Below are 17,852 nucleotides of genomic sequence, written 5' to 3'. Positions count from 1 at the left end.
TGGTGAGGTCTTTTGGTTCTCATCAAGCTTCACATCGGTAAACGATTCTTCAGGAGCTTGAGAGAGTGTTAACAGCTTTTACCGCAGCTTTATTATTAATTACAGTTTCAGAACTAGGCGATAAAACATTTTTTATTGCTGTAATTTTGGCAATGCACCACCCACGGCGGCTGGTATATATCGGTGTGACAGCTGCTTTGGCGGCGATGACAATACTTTCGGTGCTATTTGGACAAGCGGTATCTTTGTTGCCAAAAGTTTATATTCATTACGCCGAAATAGCTTTATTTATTGCCTTTGGTATCAAGCTGCTGTATGACGCTAGTAAGATGTCTTCTGCTGCTTGTGATACAGAAGTTGTAGAAGAAGCTGAAGCTGCCGTGAAACAAGCAGATTCGCAGTTACCCAAGCGAAAGACTTCCTTTGCAATTGTCATAGAAGCCTTTGTGTTGACATTTATGGGAGAGTTGGGCGATCGCACCCAAATTGCCACCATTGCCCTAGCCGCAGGAAATAATCCAATTGGAGTGACAATAGGTGCAATTTTAGGACACGCCATTTGTGCTGCGATCGCAGTTATCGGTGGCAAAATGATTGCCGGGCGCATTTCTGAGCGTCAACTCACCTTTGTTGGCGGATGCCTATTTTTAGTCTTTGGTGTCGTTGCTGCTATTGAGGGAGCGTGAGGGGTTGAAGGAGGCAGGGGAGGCAGGGGGAGAAGAACTATTAATTAATGCCCAATTCTCAATTCCCAATTCCCTACTTCGGTGTACTTTTCAATGAAGGCGCGGGAGATGCAGCCCGATTAGGAATGGGGGAAGCCGTTGCTGCCTTCCTAATTTCGTCTTTGTACTGAGCAGGTGCTAAAGCTGCGGCACTATCAAATAAAGGTTTTGCATCTGCGTCTTTGCCCTGTTGTTTCAAGAGCATCGCTTTTGCCACAACGGGGCGAAAATCTTTAGGATCTCTCTTAATTGCCTGATCGTAAGCAGAGCTAGCTTGAGCATAGCGTTTCTGGGAAGCGTGAACAGAACCTAATAGCACTTGTACACCCACCGTATCTACACTTCCAGGCTGAATTGTATTTGCTTGGGCTGCTTTCGAGAGGCTGTCTTGCAGCAAACCAATGGCTGCTTCTGGGCGTTGCTGACTAATTAACAAAGCCACCATTCCTTGCAAAGCCTTCAAATCACCCGGTTTTGTAGATAAAATCGTGCGATAAGCTTGAGCGGCTCCTTCGCGATCGCCTATTTGCTGTTTGGCTTGAGCCAACAGCACTGAATATTCTGACTGTTCGGGATTCAGCTTGGCTAGCTTTTCTAGGGGTTCAATAACGACTTGGATATCAGCTGGTTTAATTTCACTTTTTTCTTTTTGACTCAATAGTTGTAGCCGCGCTTGCAATAAGCCCTTAAGCGCAGTCTGATTTTCTGGTTCCCTTTGCAAAACCAGTTCATAACCTCGTACTTCGTCTTCCAATTTTGATTTTTGGTCAGCAGAGGGCAAAGTGCCTCTGGTGCTAGCAGTATTCTGGTTTGAGGGTGGCGTATTATTAAATGCTCCAATTATGGGAATCACCGAAACACCCACAAAAGCAAGAACTGCCAGCGCCAAGACGACTTGAACTATCCAACGATTGCGCGGTTGAGACACAGTTTTGTCTTTCTCCTGAACTCTAATGACATTATCATTTACACAAATCGTAAAGTTAAAAATTTCCAAAACTTTGCGGAATACCGCCAATTGCCTGTGAATTTTATAACAATTAACTATTTACACTGCTAAAGTAAGTGATGACTTTAGGAGGAGCCGTCAAAATTGTAGCTATGATATGCTTCCAAAACTAGTGTCAAGGCGCTAAATTACACGTTTAATTTACAAACACTAAATTTAGCGCCTTTAAGATTGTATGGAGTACCCTGGTGTGACTTTGTGAAAAGCAAATATACTTTCATCAGTCGCACAAATGCTCTTTTCAGCTACCTTTATAAAATCCCACAATGGGATGTGTCTCCGCCGCAAGGAGTTTTTATGAATTCCGACCTGATGCCGTTGCCTGAATCTTCCAATTCTTCTGCCTCTAACCAAAGCCCAACTAACATAGGGGCAGCCGCTAATGTTCACATAGCAGCTAAGTCCTCTAAAGTTGAAAATTTGCCTGTCAACCCCAGCGAGACTGACTCAAATGGTAACTTAGCCAATCGACAGCAACCGATTCCGCCTCCCAGCGAACCGATGCAGTACCGAGCGATCGGATTAGTCCGGGGTCGCTATCATGCGAGCAGCGAACAATTTACTCAAGGTACGCTGCTAACTACAGATGGTGTAGAACTCAATGCCGTCCTCCTAGGCCGGATTATGAGCTTAGTCAAGAATCATCTAGACTTAGAAAAAGAACACTTGTGGGTAGTATATCCACGGACAAGACAAGAAAATGACACCTTGCACATCCAAATCGTCGGAGTTTGGGAGCCAGAAAATCTGGCTAAAAACTCAACAGATGAGGATGAGTCAGATTTAGAGTTGCAAGAGTCACAGACACCCGATGATGGCTTATCCGAAAATTCTGAATTAAGTACAATTCCCGCGATTCCCTCATCAGAAGTTACCGATGGTGGTTTTTCTGTTCGTGGTGAGGTAGTATACCAGTCTTTTGACGCTAAGAGCTTAGTAGTCAAAATTAGACAGGCTGCACGCAAACCAACTGACAAACCCAAATATTTCAAGTTGAAATTGCGGGGTGTCTTGACCACCAAAGCGGTAGGAAAGTTCTGGGACTTCCAAGCCAAGCGAGAAGCTGATGTTTTGATAGTAGAAAAAGCTGAAGCGATCGCTGACTTGCCCAAAAAACGCAAACCACCATTCAGAGGTGGCCCTCGTGCTGGTGGTGGCGGTGGTATTGGTGCTGGTGGTAGAAAACCATTCCCCCCCAGACGCAGTGGCGAAACTCCACGCCCCATCAAGAAAACAGGGGCAGGTGGCGATACCTCTGTGGTGTCAAAACCTATACCAAAAACGCCCACTCCTAAGCCTATTATCAAGCGACCAAAACCGACTCAAGAATAAAGGAGGGGGAGATGAGGGAGAAGGGGGAGATATGGGAGTAAATTCTCCCTCATCCCCCTCATCTTCTTAAAAATCCGTCCGACGGTCTTGGGGCAGGAAAGATCGCTCCATCGGAATTGGAGAAACTGGTTCTGTAAGGGTAAATGTCCCTGCTTCGATCCACTTTTTCAACTCTAGGGCAACTTGCCTAGAAAAAAACAAACTCGCTAAGGGGGCAGAGCGTACCGCTTTGCCCTCAATAGTGATCCTCCCAGATTTTAGTTGCGCGTAACTCACCAAACCAAAGGTAGGACGAACGCGCCGGGGAATAGAAAAATCCACTATTGGGGCTACTAAGTCTTTATCCTGAACGGCACAGTGTTCAATTACTTGTTCATTTAAAACAGGGAGTGGGACACCAACGCCTAACATCAATGAAGGGCCATAACTTTTGAAGTAACAACCCCGCACCCAATGAGCATCCATTTGCTTGGCATCACCAATTAAAGCTAAAGTGGCAGAAGGCCCAATTGGTGTCCGATTAGCTAAACGTTTTTGTAAAGGGAAGTGCTGAGTGCCTTCCCAGGCGACATAACCAATACCACCACCTAAAAAAATTCGAGTTCCGATACCAACGAGTTGCAAATCGGGATCGTTGAGTAAAGGGGAAATAGCACCGGGATTAGAGTAAACGGCATTCCCCAGACGCGGTTGTAAAGGGCCCAAATAGGTGAAGAGGGGGCGATCGCCACCATTGACACCAACAATAAAATTTTGATAAAGATTGCGCGGGTTGAATAAATAAAACTGATTAATCGTTTCCTTGGTAACTGTAGTTTCAAAACTTGCTCTGGGGTAACAATCTGTTACTTGTCCTTGCGCTTTTACATGTATAGATTTACCAGCGATCAAATCTTCTATGACATGACCCCCGCCACGTTCTCGGATTTCTTCTCCGTCTGTCGTCTCTACAGCACAACTTGCACCCAAATATAAATCTACTGCCCCAAAACCAGAATATGCTGGCACGCCATCTAACCAGCAACGGCGAATTTTTATCGGTGGATCGGTGTGTCCCAGATTGATAATTGCACCACTTGATTCCATCGGCTCAAAAGTACCAGTGGTAATTACATCAACTTCTTTAGCAGCTTTAGTAACACCGATTTCTATAACTCGTGCTTTTAACTCTTCAGTTGTCAACACTACCGCACGTTGGCGGCTGATTTTCTCGTTAATTTCTGCAATTGTTCGCATTTTATCAGTGCTAGTGCTTTCTGCTGTTTTCCTTTTTGAAGGATATCTTGATAAATCACAGACTCTTGCATAATTTATTGTGGAAATAGTTGTCGTCAATCTCTACGCGACAACTTAACAATCCCAGATAGGGTTAAAATTCAACCAAAAAATAATTTAACTATTGCAAAGTCCAAATCATATACTTTTTGGAGTAAGTATAATAATTGTGTATAAATATTCTTGCAACTGCGTAAAATTACTAGAGATCGGAATTTGTATTGTCAATCAAATGTATGTATGGTTACGATTGAATTTTTATTGCTACACTTCACCCGTTCACTAATTGAGTAAGAGGCAATGACTACTTCTGAATTAATTAATCTCGATCAAAGAAACCAAAGTAATCAAAGAAACCAAAGTAAGATTTCCGGCGGGATTGAAAATTTGTCCTCGACATTAGATGAAAAAAAGTTCTTTAACTTGAAGGTAATTGAGTATTTATTGCTTGCAGCCTTTGTTTCTTCTGGACTTTTTATTATTTTTCTTTCAGATGATAAAACAGTTGTAGTTTCTGGGGCAGTATCTTTAACTTTTTTGTTTTTTTTGTTGCTCATCAATAGACAAGTTTTCCAGAACTATAAGAAGGCCGCTTATCAGTCAGAACTCACCAAAAAAGCTGAACTCTATAGTTATCTATTGACCAATCCAAATTCTTGGGATAAAGAGACGCTGACTCTAACAAGAGGTAAAGCTTTACAGTATAGCCAAGACTTAATTGATGATTATAAAAAAATCAGGGCTGTATCAAGGAACCTTTACTATAGCTTGCAAATTGCGACGGTTATTTTATCAGGAGTCACACCAATTTTAGTTTTGGTAGACAAGTTAGAAGCAGGACAAGCTTGGCTGAAGTGGCTCCCTGTACTCTGCCCAGCTATTGCTTCTATAGTTGCTAGTATAGTTACCTCTTTTCCTTTCCAGAAGAATTCCCTTGCTGCTAACACAGCCGTTGAATTGTTAGAAGCTGAACAAGAGAAATTTATCTTGGGAGTGACTCAACCTTATCGTTGCTATGATGTGTCTGACGAAACTCAACAGCAACAAAAAGCAAGTCAAGCATTAGAATACTTTATTGTTCAAGTGAATAATATTCATCTCAACCAATTGCAACAAACGAGTGAGACGCAATCAGAGAAGACAGAATCAGCTTCATCTAATGAGGCAAACAAAGCACCAGCAGAGGTAACGAAGTAGAAGGACACTTGATTAGCTAATTGCGATCGCAAATCAGTGGAGTATTGTCTGTAGTTATTATTTTAAGTAGGATTTCTCCAGACTGACTCTAGATATGTGCGATCGCATTGACTTTGGGGATAGAGACATAAAATTTTGCATATCTCAAATTCCCAGTTTAAAACAATCCCTCCGATTCAGCGAATTTACGCAAACGTGTTAGACACTGGCGCTGATAAAAACTGCTTAATGTCGGAATTGATAACTCAAATTCCTCAGATAATTCTCTCCAGCTAACTTCCGGGGGTAGGCGTTTGAGAATTAACACCTGACAATTCACATCTGGCCGCCCTTTAATGTAAGTACGACGTAGTTCTCCTTCAGAATCGGTCTTAGCCCATATCTCCAAATCTTCCAGAATGGAAGGTGGTTGCGGAGCAGCAGGGAGGTTATCTACAGGGTCAATTGTTTCACTGGTTCCACCTGATGTAGACTGACGAACCCGAAGGGAAACTGTTGTGGCTTGTTCCCGGCTTTGGTTAATGTAAAAGTCTTGTAGTCTCCGTTTTAGGTAAGCATTCAGCCAGGTGATCACACTGCCATAGGTGGGGTCATAGATTTGACCTGTTAAACCTTCACAAACATTGCGGCAGAAATACAACCAAGTTTGTTGTAGTGCATCTTGATAGTAGGGAGTACTTTCCCTCCACAGTCTATTTGCTGTCAAGCGAATAATTTGCGTGAGCAGCTTCTGACGCTGAGGGCTTCCAGGTGGGTGTCCACAGGCTTCGGTAACTAAGCGGCGTAGCTGTTCATCGAATTGAACCATGACAATCTTAGGGCAGAAAGCAAGAATATCTTAGTATTGCGTATAACAACGCCCTAAAAAATACCTTTTGTCAAGATGTTGGGCATTGGGTATTAAGAAGAGACAAGGGAGACAAGGAAGAGGGGGGAGACGGAGAGATTTTGTTTAATAATTCCCCCTTGTCCCTCATCTCCCCCCTCCCTCGTCTCAATATCCCAGCCAAGAAAATAAATTTTCCCACCAGGAATATGTCAGATTACTAACACTCAGTTTCATTTTGTTACGAATGTCTTGGATATTCCAGTTGGTTAATTTAGCAAGAGTTTGCGCCTCTTGTTCAAAACGCTTGGGCAAAGAGCGTTTATATTCTCTACCCGCCTGACATTTAAATTCTCCTTGGAACGGATGTTGCAAAACATAACGCCCTTGGAAAGATTCACTGTTAGCAGTTTGTTGAAATATCAGGTCTTCAGGGAATTTGTCGCGGGTGTAGCGGACATGCAACCGAGAGATAAAGACACTACTTCTAGGAAAAGAACGACGAAAGCTTGGGGATACTGGCGCATTACTTCCAGAATTATCATCTAGCCAAAATACACCTGCTTGTTTGAGTTCTTCTTGGGTTAGAGGCTCGGCAGAACAAGGATCGCAGCTACTCATATCCCAAGCGTATTCCAAAAAACCAACTTTTCTGTCTTCTTTGGTGTAGACAGTTTGAAACATCGATTTGTAAAATTCACCAAATTTATCTTTGACAAACAAGGGAACGTTGGCATCTGAGGGGATTTTTACTGTCCGGTAATTAGTGATTTCTGCTTGTCCTTGGGGTGAAAGAATGTAGACAATCAAATCCTGTTCTGTCGTGGCATTGATCATACCCAAACGAATTGGCAGCATGAACTTGGGTGACTCGTAGGAAATTTGGAGCGGACGAAGAAACTGATAGCCAGATTTCTCGAATTTATCTAAGTTAACTTTGGCAACAAAGAATTTCATTGAGGAGCGAATATAGGGCTTTAGTAACTCTTTCGCACCTCTAGGGATTTTGTAGCCATTGCGTTTGAGCCAAGTTTCTAGTCCGCCAGATTCTTTAGCGCTGAGGATGAGGATGTCGTATTCACCGACGTTGAAACGTGCTTCGACTGTTACACCCAAACTGCGATCGCGCCTTGCACTCCCCGCCTCACTTCTCGCTGTGGCTGGCGCTGGTGCTGCATCCATCCAATCGGTATTACCTATTGGGGCACAAGGATCTGGATCGAAATATTCTACCAATCGCGGCGCACTAAAGGCATCTAAGCGTTCGATAATCTTAGTTTCGGTGATGCGAACTTGCTCTTTTTGCAGCACCGTTGGCACTGGTACTACCATTGCAAAATCCTTGACTTGGCCTTGAAAGTCGTTTGCCATTGTGAGGACGGTGCGATCGCCATCCCGCGCCATCACTACCTGAGAAGCTTTGTTATATAGTTTTGTATCAGCTTTGGCTACATAAAATCCACAAAATGCCCAAGCTGCTGGTGCAAAGCACAAAAAAGCTACAATTGACAACAATAATGGCATTAAAAGTCGAAAAAACTTCATTTTATACCTCTACTTTTTTAATGTTGAGAGATGTTGCATTGCAACGTCTCTACACGTGTTTCTGCTTCTTGCCAAGAAAACCTCGGAGCTAACCACAGAACATCCAACAAGATGGTCAATGGTGCAAGGGCAAACAGTGCCCAGAAAACTGCTGTGGAAATAAAGAAATAATTTCGCAGGATAAAAGTTAATCCGGCGATGCAGATTGCCCAAACTACACGCCCAATTCGGGAATTGGGAATCGATCGCGGATCTGTAATCATAAATAGGGCAAACAGCAGCAAAGACCCACTCATCAATCGATGCCAGTAAACATCCCAAGTCCAACCCAGCCAGAGATTGCGAATCGCCTCTAGCAAGGAGTAGGAACCCAAAAAGGCTGCTGTGGTGTCCCACCGACCAACGCGCTGCAAAATCATGCCGCCAGTGCCGGCAAATAATAACCCATACCACCACTCTTCACCCCATTGTCCCGGTGAAACCCAAGCATCAGGGGTCAAAATCAAGGCAGATATGATACCAAAATTGGTGGGATTAAAGAAATGCTTATCACCGATTTGGAAGAGAAACTTGCTAGCGATCGCAATTACTGCGGCTATTGCCATAGTTGTCCAGCAATCAGCCCGCAACAATAGGCTTAGTCCCAAAGAGGTAATTAAAGCACTGCGAAGATTTGCCATTTGTTCTTTGCCTGTTACCCATGACAATATCCATTGGGTAACAAGACTTGTGGCGATCGCTACCCCAATTAACTCTGGTCGCAGCGTCCAATCTCTTGTACCGATTCCTAAGACTAGGAACAAGCCAAGAAAGAGAATTTGATAATCTCGTATATCTTTGAGTAACATTAATCCTTAAATTCCGGGATTATCCGTAGATTTCTCATCAATCTAGACGAGTGCTAGCTCAAATAGTAATGCTGTTACAGATTTTGTTACAAAGACTGACTTACCAGATGTAGATTACCATTTAAGGACTTATGGTTCATTGTCAGAAGCGATATCAAATAGCCCGTCGCAGACATCGCAGTTTCACAAATAACACCGACAAAAATTTGTCAGCGCAGAAGAACGCAAAATGCAGCTAGCTCCCCTGTTCCCAATTTTCTACCGCATTCTCCAGCCGAGTTTTCCCAATTGCCTTTGGGGTGGAAATCCCCACACTAAAGCGATCGCACTTACATTTGATGATGGGCCCCATCCTCAATACACACCCGAAGTTTTAGCAGTATTAGATCGCTACAATATTACAGCGAGTTTTTTTTGGTTGGGTGTTTGCGTCAACCGTTCACCAGCCATTGCAAAAGCTGTTTGCGATCGCGGCCACTGGATCGGATTGCATGGCTACGATCACCGCTCTTTTCCTCTACTTTCCCCAAATGAATTGAAAGATAGTTTAGAAAAAACTCAAACTGTCATTTATAATGCTTGCAACCTGCAACCAGAACAAGTGCGAGATGTCCGCCCCCCCAATGGTTTCTTTACACCTGCTACTTTAAAATTATTTTCTCAATGGAATTACCGCCCAGTTATGTGGAGTGTTGTACCAGAAGACTGGGTGTGTCCAGGTGTAACCACCGTGGTACAACGAATTATGCAACAAGTCAAAAATGGTTCGCTAATTGTTTTACATGATGGTGCTTGCGGTGGACAAGATGTTGCTGCCACAATTAAAATTCTGATTCCGCAATTGCTACAACAAGGTTATGAGTTTGTAACTGTTAATACTCTGTGGTAGCCAAGTAAAGACCAACTCAAGTACTAGCCTGTCAAGTTAAAAAATGTAGTGATGGTGTGATCGCCTATTTTGATTATTGGATAGCGACGGCTTCTCTGCAACATCCTTGTAGGGTTACGCGCCAACATCAAAGGCGATCGCATCAAGTTAGTTTACCTATATGCTTGACTACGATGACAAACCATAATTATTTCAACCACACGGCTATCATCTTCAATACTGTAAATCACGCGATAATCTCCGACTCTGATTGCCAGCGATTCGACTGTCCCTTCAACTTTTTACAACCGTCTGGGCGCGGCTCAAGCGTCAGATCCTCAATCTTGGAAGTAATTCGACTAATCGCCTCAATTGTTAGGGCTTCAAGTTCTTTTTGAGCAGAACGGGAAAAGACAACTTGATAATCATGCACTCAACTTACCTTGCTCAATGAGTGACTTTTTTACTTCAGCAAGTGGTATTTTCGCTTCATCAACTCTAAAACTAGAAATTAAGTTGTAATAAATATCTTCCCAAATTTCACTATGTTCCTCAAAATCAAGCAGCACAGAAGTTTTATCCCCTTGCTCATCTACCAAAAACTGTACAGTTAGAGGTATATCATTTTCTTCTTCCATAGCAGCCCAGAGTTCGCCATATTGTTTTAAGTCAATCAACACAGCAGTCTTTTGTCCCAAAAAATTCATCAGAAACTGGACACCAGAAAATTGCATCTTCTGCTCTGTACCGGAAACCTTCCAATTCTCAATATCAGTTAAAGGCTGAATAGACTGCATAGTTGGCTTCAAATTAACAACATCTTTCATTCATTTTAGCAAGAAAGGCAAATTTATCTGAATTCGTTCATTTTCTAACCAGGGATATCGGCTATTCAAGGCTGATATCCCCGTTAGCTGTGCGAGTTTCTAGAGTTGATGTGAGGCTAGAAAAGCTTCAACTTCGGCAACTGTTGGTTGAGAAGCGATCGCACCTGGTTTAATGGTAGTCAGTGCCCCAACAGCACTAGCATAAGTGACGATGCGTTTTGCGGTTTCGGCATCCCGCAAGCTGTGGATACCGTAATGACTCAGTTGGTGGATAAATCCTGCTAAAAAGCTATCCCCTGCACCAGTTGTATCAACGACAGGGATGGAAAAGGAAGGTAATTTGCCTTCGTTCTCACCCAGACAATAGGTGCAACCATTTTCCCCATCTGTCACCAGCACCCCTTCAATCGAAGCCAAGCGATAAGTGATGGCTCCGGGATCTGCGGTTTCAAATAACCATTCAGCTTCTTCTTTGGAGAGTTTGAGGAAATCGACGTGCTTAAATAATTCTGGAATTTTTTGATGCGCGATGTTTGGCTCGTCCCAAAATACAGGTCGCCAGTTGACATCTAGCATAATCTTCAGGTCATAATGTTCTGCTAACTCTAGGGCGCGGTAAATTGCCTGTTCGCTTTCAGGATACGCTAATTCCAAAGTACCCAAAATCAGAAAATCTGCCTCTTGAAACAGCGCATCTGGCAATTGTTTGGCTTGCAAGCGAGTATCGGCAAATTCTGCGGTGTCATACTGACCAAATCCGGCAAAAGTGCGATCGCCAGCCAGATCGCGTGTAACATAAACTTGCCGCGTTGGTGCTGTGGGGTGGCGTTGTACGCCTGTTGTATCTACACCTACATTTTGTAATAGCTTGACCAGTTCATTTCCTGGTTCATCTTCACCAACAGCTCCAATAAATCCTGCTGGCATCCCCAGCTTGACTAAAGCACAGGCTACGTTAGCTGGTGCCCCTCCTGGGTAGGTAGTCCAAGATTTAACTTCTTCCAGCTTTAACCCTAATTGATCGGCTAAACAATCAAACAAAATTTCGCCGATGCACAAAACACGGGAATTGCTCATTTCATTTTAGATTTTAGATTTCGATTTTGAATTAAGAATTTACAGTATAAAATCTACTACAATTTTTGCTAATCTGTCGCCAGTCCTTCATAGAATTAAATAGCAATTTTTACTACTCCATAACATCTATCTGCTTCTAATAATTGCCTAAAATATCTAAACATTTATACTAGGTTTTATCCTAAAATAAGTGTTGTATAATACTTGTATATTGTCGTAATTTATATTATTGCCAACCTGAAATCCAAAGAAAATATTGACAATAGTATTACTGCTAACACTTGAAACCCCTACCAACAAAAGAATCTTCTAGAATTAGAAAGAGCGATTAAGTACATATACCAAAGGAGCATAGAAATAGTTATGGCTGGTGGCAAGTCTGAGACCCCTGTTAGTCTGTCAGACAGAGAACTGCAAATTATCGACCTAGTGGCCGCTGGCTTAACTAACCAAGAAATTGCAGGAAAACTGGAGATTAGCAAACGTACAGTTGATAACCATATCAGTAATATTCTGACCAAGACCGAGACAGAAAATCGAGTAGCTCTTGTCCGCTGGGCTTTACAGTGGGGAAAAGTCTGTTTGAATGATGTCAATTGCTGTCTTCTGCCTAACCAGATCGAATAAACAATTTATTAGTAGCAATATAATTGCTCTGATCTGGTATTGCGGAAAGCCAATTTTGAGGTTTACTAATTGTTCCTCTCTTCACGCCTAAGTTTTCAGTGTGAACACTCTACCAAAAGTTCCGAGTCCTTCACTCAGCCGGAGTTTATGTTAATGGAGCCAGCTGACCCTCGGACTCGGAAACCATAACTCATATCAGAATCCCTTTCCAAATTCAGCAGAACAGATGCAGGACTGTAAACTTAGGACTGGGGACAACCATCTATAAAATGCCCAATGCCCAAACTGAACAATCATCCACAAAAATTAGCAACAATTCAGTGGTGCAAGCGTTACATTTGAGAGAAATCTATCTTGCTCTATCAGCTTGGAGAGCAGTGTTTCAATGAATACTTCTGCTTCTTTTCAGAGTGGCTCGTCTCCCTTTGAATTTTTTAACTTTGATTTTACGATACCTCTATCTGAGAAAGTTCCGGCTCCAGAATACCATTCCTTGGACTTTCCACAACCCACACAAGATGCTGACCTACTCAGACAGCTATCATTTATTCCAGGGTTGAAAGAAATTTTGATGATCCGGCAGGTTCACGCCTTAGAACACGCTACTGTTTGGGTTCTTAGCGAATCAAAAAGTGGCTATCCTGCGAAAGGAGAAACTAATAACGTTCAACTAGATAACGAACTATTAGGCGGTTTGTCTACCGAGCATGGATTTTACCTTTATGGTGAGGTAAATATTAGTGATTTGCGGCGTGCGGTAACACTTGCTCGACATCGCCTCACCAATGGAGAATGGGATTTAGCTGTACATCCCCGTTGTGGCACAAATTTATCAGTAGCAATGATCTTAACAGCTGGACTAGCTGTAGGTGTGCATTTGTTACTACCATTTCGACCAATCGAGCAACTTATCGGTTTGGGGTTAGCAGCGACGACAGCAGCTGAACTCGCACCTGACTTGGGTTCTATAGCACAGCGTTACCTAACAACAGCCATTCCTTTTAACCTAGCAATTGAAAATATTACCCGTACACGCGACGTTTGGGGGCGTGACGCACATTTTGTTAAAGTGGGCTGGGAAGAATGAGGGAGCAGGGAGCAGGGAGCAGGGAGCAGGGGAGGCAGGGGAAGCAGGGGGAGAAAGAATAACTAATGCTTTCTCAAATCCAAAGAGAGTTGGCAATGCTGAGGCAGGGGAAGCAGGGGGAGAAAGAATAACTAATGCCCAATTCCCTAATAATAAAATTATGAGAAAACTTTACTTCTTACTTCCCGGTACAGATGGAAGATTTGCCTGTGGTGGTCTTTGGGCTGAATTAAAAGCACTTAAACTGGCTCAGAATTTCTGTAGTGCTGACGTTGTAACTTACCGTCAACGAGAAAAAGATAAGCTTTTTCTTGATGATTTGCTCAAAGAGAAAAATTTAAATGATGTAATTTTTGTCATTAGTTGGGGATTTGATATAGCTCAACTTGTGGCTAAACTTAAACAATACAATGTTGTTTACCATGCACATAGTGCAGGTTATCCATTTAGACTACCTCCGAGTATTCCGATTGTTACTGTTAGCCGCTATACAATGGGATATTGGGGAGAAAAATCACCCAATTCTCTGATTTATTATTTGCCCAATCAAATTTCTGATGAGTTTCAAAATTTAGGTCTAGAACGGGATATTGATGTTTTAGTTCAGGCTCGAAAATCTTCTGAGTATTTAATTAAAGAATTGATTCCAGGGTTGCAAAAACGTTGTAAAGTATTGGTTGTTGACTCTTATATAGAAGACTTACCTGGACTCTTTAACCGAGCTAAGGTTTACCTCTATGATTCGGCTGAGTACTGGGTACAACAGCGTGTTAGTGAAGGATTTGGTCTGCAACCAATGGAAGCTCTTGCATCTGGTTGTCAAGTATTTTCTAGTGTTAACGGTGGACTTGCGGATTATTTAGATCCCGGATTTAATTGCTATAAAATTGCTGGATATTCTCAAGAGTATGATGTCCAACGGATTCTGAAGGTGATTGATTCTTCAGTAGCTTTTAGTTTATCTGAAGAGTTTTTTGCTGAATATCGGACTGAAAATATTATTAATCGTTTCCAAGTAATTTTGGATGAGTTAAATGAGTTTTTTGATCACAAGATCGAGCAACCATCTAATATTAAGAGTTTGACAAGAGTACGTGTGGCGAAATTAATTGCTCAGAGGATATATGGAAAGCTGAGGAAGAAATATTTTAAGTAATAGAAACGAACCGCAGAGGCAATAGAGTTGCCAGTGCATTGGGCGGGTTCCTCGACTTGAAGCAACTGGCGCGACACAGAGAGAAGAGAGGAAATTGAATGAGTCGGCGGTTATTGATTACTGGGGGGGCGGGGTTTATTGGGGCGAATTTTGTCCATCACTGGTGTCAGGTTTATCCAGATGATCGGGTGGTGGTGTTGGATGCGCTTACCTACGCGGGGAATCGTCTGAATTTGGCGATGGTTGAGGGAAGAGAGAATTTTCGGTTTGTGCAGGGGGATATTTGCGATCGCACCATCGTAGACGAGCTATTATCAACAGAAAATATAGATACCATCGCCCATTTTGCTGCTGAATCTCATGTTGATCGTTCGATTCTTGGGCCGGGCGCTTTTGTGCAAACTAATGTGGTGGGAACTTTCACCCTACTAGAAGCTTTTCGGCAATATTGGCAGGCAAAAGCACAGCCATCTGATTATCGTTTCCTGCACGTCTCTACTGATGAAGTCTACGGTAGTTTGGGCGCAGATGATGCAGCTTTTTCTGAAACTACACCCTATGCTCCTAATAGTCCCTATTCAGCCTCAAAAGCTGGTAGTGACCATTTAGTGCGTGCTTATTATCATACTTATAAACTTCCAACTATTATTACAAATTGCTCTAATAATTACGGCCCTTATCAGTTTCCTGAAAAGCTAATTCCCCTAATATGTATCAACACTTTGACCGGAAAACCATTACCTGTTTATGGTGATGGTAAAAATGTGCGCGATTGGCTTTATGTGGGCGATCATTGTCGTGCTTTGGATGTGGTAATCAATCATGGTCAACCAGGGGAAATGTACAATATTGGTGGTAACAATGAGGTAGAAAATCTCAACCTGGTGCAACTTTTGTGTCAGATGATGGATGAATTAGCACCTGATTTACCAATCCGTCCAGCAAAGGAATTAATTACTTTTGTAAAGGATAGACAGGGACACGATAGGAGATATGCAATTAATGCGAACAAGATAAAAACTCAGCTTGGTTGGACACCTTCAGTAACAATTGCTGAGGGTTCACGTTTAACAGTTGAATGGTATCTCAATCATCGTGATTGGTGGGAACCTCTGCTGTCTGAGGAATATCAAGCTTACTATCGCAAAAATTATCTGTAGAACGATCTAGAATTGGGCTAACTTTAATGAGTAACGGTCTCAAATTGCCTGTTTGCTCGGCGCTCGGCTATCTCACTAATTCTCTGTATACGGGCGACAACGCGCAAGGATGCCAACAAAGCGCCGGAATCGTTGTCTTCTGCATATTCCTGAAATATCTCGGTCAAATAATCGTCGATTTCTTCTGGGTGTTTGCGGAAGTAATCTTTTTCAACTTCATCAAGTGTTTTAAATTTTCTCACCGATTAGGTACTCTTTTTTCAATAGACTTATCAGGCTCCCACAGTTTATCTAGATAATGACTATCCTTGAATATAAGGGAATCACATCAACGTAAATTGCCAGCAGGTGTAAGATGCTGCAAGCAGAACAAATATTACAAGACCGTTATCAAATTCAACGCCAACTCGGTAACAATGGAATTCGCCAAACTTGGTTAGCGAAGGATTTACAAGCTTCTGATGGCGAAAATTCGACCGTTGTGGTCAAACTTTTAGCCTTTGGCGGTACTGTGCAGTGGGATGACTTGAAACTTTTTGAGAGAGAAGCACAAATTCTTAAAACAATCACTCATCCCCGCATTCCTCGATATATAGATTATTTTTGTATCGACGATCGCACACTGTGGTTTGGCTTAATCCAAGAATATATCCCTGGTGAGTCGCTCAAGGATAAACTTGCTGTTGGCAAAAGGTTTAGTGAAAAGCGAGCGAGAAAAATCGCTGGTGAGATTTTAAATATTCTCATGTATCTACATGAGTTAAATCCAGGAGTATTACATAGAGATATTAAACCGAGTAATTTAATCTGGGGCGAAGATAATCGGATTTATTTGGTTGATTTTGGCGCAGTTCAGGATAAAGCGGCGAGAGAGGGCGTTACTTTCACCGTTGTAGGTACTTATGGTTATGCCCCAATGGAACAATTTGGCGGTCGAGCAGTTCCAGCTTCAGACCTCTATGCATTGGGTGCAACTCTGATTCATTTGCTCACTGGGATTTCCCCCTGTGATTTACCCCAGCAGGATTTGCGACTGCAATTTACAGACCGAGTTAATCTCAGTCCTAGTTTTGTCAGTTGGCTACAAAAGTTGGTAGAACCTGCTCCCGAACAACGATTTACTGATGCCCGCCAAGCACTAAATGCTCTCAAATCTGGTCTGGCTATCAAATCTGCAAACAGAAATCAGCTTTTACCGCAAAGAGAAATAATCAATAATTCTGGATGCGGGATAAATAATCAGAATGAAACAGTCCCAGAAGAAATTCTCGGTTGGAACTGGGGCGCATTTCTGATGCCTTGGTTGTGGATGTGGCCGAATCAAGTGTGGTGTGGAATATTCTGTTTTGTACCCCAAATTTCGGGGTTAATGTCGATCGCACTTGGTGCTAAAGGCAATGAATGGGCTTGGAAAAGTAGACGGTGGCGCAGTATTGAGCAATTCAAAGCCCATCAAAGAGGCTGGGCGATCGCTGGTGTTCTAATTGGAGGGCCTATTAGTATTATGTTGTGGGTTACTGCGATCGCTTTACTCAAAGCGGCACTATAAGACAGCCTTTTGGTTCATTCAATATCAAGCGAGGGTTTTTTAGGCAGATAAGTATAAGAGTTCAACAAATGGTTCAAATTCTTCAAGGAAAAGATATCACCCTAGCCCAACTGATTGATGAATTTGATCTAAAACTTGCAGACGACGAAGATTTTTTTTCAGAATGGCGGCATGATTTACCTGAGTTGAGTGACTTAGAAAAGCAATCTCTCAACGAAGTCAAGGCAGAATATTTGTATCTATCGAAATATCCTGTTTTGGAATCTCTAGTCAAAATGGTGGTGCTATCTCCACTATTGCGTCTAGCAGGTTTTTATCAACCGCCTTTCTATATTGCCTCAGAACAAGAGGTAAAAATCTCTTCTGAAGACGAAGGCACGATTATCAGAGGACGTATTGACATCTTGGTGTTCCATCCTGCATTTTGGGTTTTGGTTATTGAGGCAAAACGAGCAGAATATTCTTTGGAGGTAGCAATTCCTCAAGCATTGGCTTATATGTTGGCTAATGCTAGTAATGATAAACCTACGTATGGTTTTGTCATCAATGGTCGGGAATTTCAATTTATTAAGTTGACGAAGCAGGGTACACCAAGATATGCATTATCTTACACACTGTCATTGAATCGTGGAGATGACTTACATACTGTAGTCAAAATTTTAAAACGCATAGCTCATTTAATTCGTAATTCGTAATCTTGTAGGGTGCATTATGCCCTCAGATGATCCCCGACTTCTTAGAGAA

20 protein-coding genes are annotated in these 17,852 nt (G+C 42.4%); 10 read left to right on the top strand and 10 right to left on the bottom strand.

The genetic code is table 11. The features are described 5' to 3' along the window. The first annotated feature begins 65 nt into the window (after positions 1–65). Complete coding sequence (locus tag GTQ43_RS28815; RefSeq protein WP_265276090.1) at positions 66–686, top strand: TMEM165/GDT1 family protein; 621 nt, start codon at positions 66–68, stop codon at positions 684–686. Positions 687–759: 73 nt separating this feature from the next. Here the strand turns inward: GTQ43_RS28815 and GTQ43_RS28810 are convergent, their stop codons facing one another. Continuing rightward, complete coding sequence (locus tag GTQ43_RS28810) at positions 760–1,653, bottom strand: Tfp pilus assembly protein PilF (protein WP_265276089.1); 894 nt, start codon at positions 1,651–1,653, stop codon at positions 760–762. Between the two features lie 378 nt (positions 1,654–2,031). Here GTQ43_RS28810 and GTQ43_RS28805 point away from each other — a divergent pair, with 378 nt between their 5' ends. Then, positions 2,032–3,066 (top strand): hypothetical protein, encoded by a 1,035-nt coding sequence (locus GTQ43_RS28805; RefSeq protein WP_265276088.1) that lies wholly within the window; start codon positions 2,032–2,034, stop codon positions 3,064–3,066. A 66-nt stretch (positions 3,067–3,132) separates the two neighbouring features. Here the strand turns inward: GTQ43_RS28805 and GTQ43_RS28800 are convergent, their stop codons facing one another. Further along, positions 3,133–4,302 carry a homocysteine biosynthesis protein gene (locus GTQ43_RS28800; protein WP_265276087.1) on the bottom strand — a complete coding sequence of 390 codons (1,170 nt, stop codon included), beginning with the start codon at positions 4,300–4,302 and terminating at the stop codon, positions 3,133–3,135. A gap of 339 nt (positions 4,303–4,641) precedes the next feature. On the opposite strand from GTQ43_RS28800, the gene GTQ43_RS28795 reads away from it, so the two are divergent. Further along, positions 4,642–5,538 carry a DUF4231 domain-containing protein gene (locus GTQ43_RS28795; protein WP_265276086.1) on the top strand — a complete coding sequence of 299 codons (897 nt, stop codon included), beginning with the start codon at positions 4,642–4,644 and terminating at the stop codon, positions 5,536–5,538. A gap of 157 nt (positions 5,539–5,695) precedes the next feature. On the opposite strand, the gene GTQ43_RS28790 is transcribed toward GTQ43_RS28795, so the two are convergent. From GTQ43_RS28790 to GTQ43_RS28780, 3 genes are all read right to left on the bottom strand, one after another. After that, the gene (locus GTQ43_RS28790) at positions 5,696–6,346 is read right to left on the bottom strand and encodes a sigma-70 family RNA polymerase sigma factor (protein WP_265276085.1); all 651 of its coding nucleotides are present in this window, start codon (positions 6,344–6,346) and stop codon (positions 5,696–5,698) included. 186 nt (positions 6,347–6,532) lie between these two features. Next, complete coding sequence (locus GTQ43_RS28785; RefSeq protein ID WP_265276084.1) at positions 6,533–7,909, bottom strand: DUF2330 domain-containing protein; 1,377 nt, start codon at positions 7,907–7,909, stop codon at positions 6,533–6,535. Between the two features lie 17 nt (positions 7,910–7,926). Further along, the gene (locus GTQ43_RS28780; RefSeq protein ID WP_265276083.1) at positions 7,927–8,757 is read right to left on the bottom strand and encodes an RnfABCDGE type electron transport complex subunit D; all 831 of its coding nucleotides are present in this window, start codon (positions 8,755–8,757) and stop codon (positions 7,927–7,929) included. 229 nt (positions 8,758–8,986) lie between these two features. On the opposite strand from GTQ43_RS28780, the gene GTQ43_RS28775 reads away from it, so the two are divergent. Further along, entirely contained in the window at positions 8,987–9,646 is a 660-nt protein-coding gene (locus GTQ43_RS28775; RefSeq protein ID WP_265276082.1) for a polysaccharide deacetylase family protein, read from the top strand. Between the two features lie 152 nt (positions 9,647–9,798). On the opposite strand, the gene GTQ43_RS28770 is transcribed toward GTQ43_RS28775, so the two are convergent. The 4 genes from GTQ43_RS28770 to GTQ43_RS28755 form a co-directional block, all read right to left on the bottom strand. Continuing rightward, a complete protein-coding gene (locus GTQ43_RS28770; RefSeq protein ID WP_265276570.1) occupies positions 9,799–9,876 on the bottom strand; it encodes a type II toxin-antitoxin system RelE family toxin in 78 nt (25 codons plus the stop codon). Further along, positions 9,873–10,058, bottom strand: a complete 186-nt coding sequence (locus GTQ43_RS28765) for a type II toxin-antitoxin system RelE family toxin (RefSeq protein ID WP_265276081.1) — start codon at positions 10,056–10,058, stop codon at positions 9,873–9,875. Before GTQ43_RS28765 ends, GTQ43_RS28770 begins: the two co-directional genes overlap by 4 nt. Further along, complete coding sequence (locus GTQ43_RS28760; protein ID WP_265276080.1) at positions 10,051–10,452, bottom strand: hypothetical protein; 402 nt, start codon at positions 10,450–10,452, stop codon at positions 10,051–10,053. The genes GTQ43_RS28765 and GTQ43_RS28760 overlap by 8 nt, the downstream gene beginning before the upstream one ends. Positions 10,453–10,551: 99 nt before the next feature. Then, positions 10,552–11,529 carry a carbohydrate kinase family protein gene (locus tag GTQ43_RS28755; protein WP_265276079.1) on the bottom strand — a complete coding sequence of 326 codons (978 nt, stop codon included), beginning with the start codon at positions 11,527–11,529 and terminating at the stop codon, positions 10,552–10,554. A gap of 363 nt (positions 11,530–11,892) precedes the next feature. On the opposite strand from GTQ43_RS28755, the gene GTQ43_RS28750 reads away from it, so the two are divergent. The 4 genes from GTQ43_RS28750 (at position 11,893) to rfbB (ending at position 15,559) form a co-directional block, all read left to right on the top strand. Further along, positions 11,893–12,156, top strand: coding sequence for a helix-turn-helix domain-containing protein (locus GTQ43_RS28750; RefSeq protein ID WP_012410583.1), 264 nt, complete (start codon positions 11,893–11,895; stop codon positions 12,154–12,156). 385 nt (positions 12,157–12,541) lie between these two features. Beyond that, positions 12,542–13,243 (top strand): DUF6391 domain-containing protein, encoded by a 702-nt coding sequence (locus GTQ43_RS28745; protein WP_265276078.1) that lies wholly within the window; start codon positions 12,542–12,544, stop codon positions 13,241–13,243. Between the two features lie 160 nt (positions 13,244–13,403). Beyond that, positions 13,404–14,399, top strand: coding sequence for a glycosyltransferase (locus tag GTQ43_RS28740; RefSeq protein WP_265276569.1), 996 nt, complete (start codon positions 13,404–13,406; stop codon positions 14,397–14,399). A gap of 98 nt (positions 14,400–14,497) precedes the next feature. Further along, positions 14,498–15,559 (top strand): dTDP-glucose 4,6-dehydratase, encoded by a 1,062-nt coding sequence (gene rfbB, locus GTQ43_RS28735; RefSeq protein ID WP_265276077.1) that lies wholly within the window; start codon positions 14,498–14,500, stop codon positions 15,557–15,559. A gap of 23 nt (positions 15,560–15,582) precedes the next feature. On the opposite strand, the gene GTQ43_RS28730 is transcribed toward rfbB, so the two are convergent. After that, complete coding sequence (locus GTQ43_RS28730; protein ID WP_265276076.1) at positions 15,583–15,801, bottom strand: DNA-binding protein; 219 nt, start codon at positions 15,799–15,801, stop codon at positions 15,583–15,585. 113 nt (positions 15,802–15,914) lie between these two features. Between GTQ43_RS28730 and GTQ43_RS28725 the strand changes: the two genes are divergently transcribed. Further along, positions 15,915–17,108, top strand: coding sequence for a serine/threonine protein kinase (locus GTQ43_RS28725; protein ID WP_265276075.1), 1,194 nt, complete (start codon positions 15,915–15,917; stop codon positions 17,106–17,108). A 68-nt stretch (positions 17,109–17,176) separates the two neighbouring features. Next, a complete protein-coding gene (locus tag GTQ43_RS28720) occupies positions 17,177–17,803 on the top strand; it encodes a type I restriction enzyme HsdR N-terminal domain-containing protein (protein WP_265276074.1) in 627 nt (208 codons plus the stop codon). Positions 17,804–17,852: the final 49 nt, after the last annotated feature.

The sequence above is a fragment of the Nostoc sp. KVJ3 genome, from assembly GCF_026127265.1.
Taxonomy (GTDB): domain Bacteria; phylum Cyanobacteriota; class Cyanobacteriia; order Cyanobacteriales; family Nostocaceae; genus Nostoc.
The sequence above is the reverse complement of the archived record's forward strand: the minus strand, read 5'-3'. Positions and strand labels throughout refer to the sequence as shown.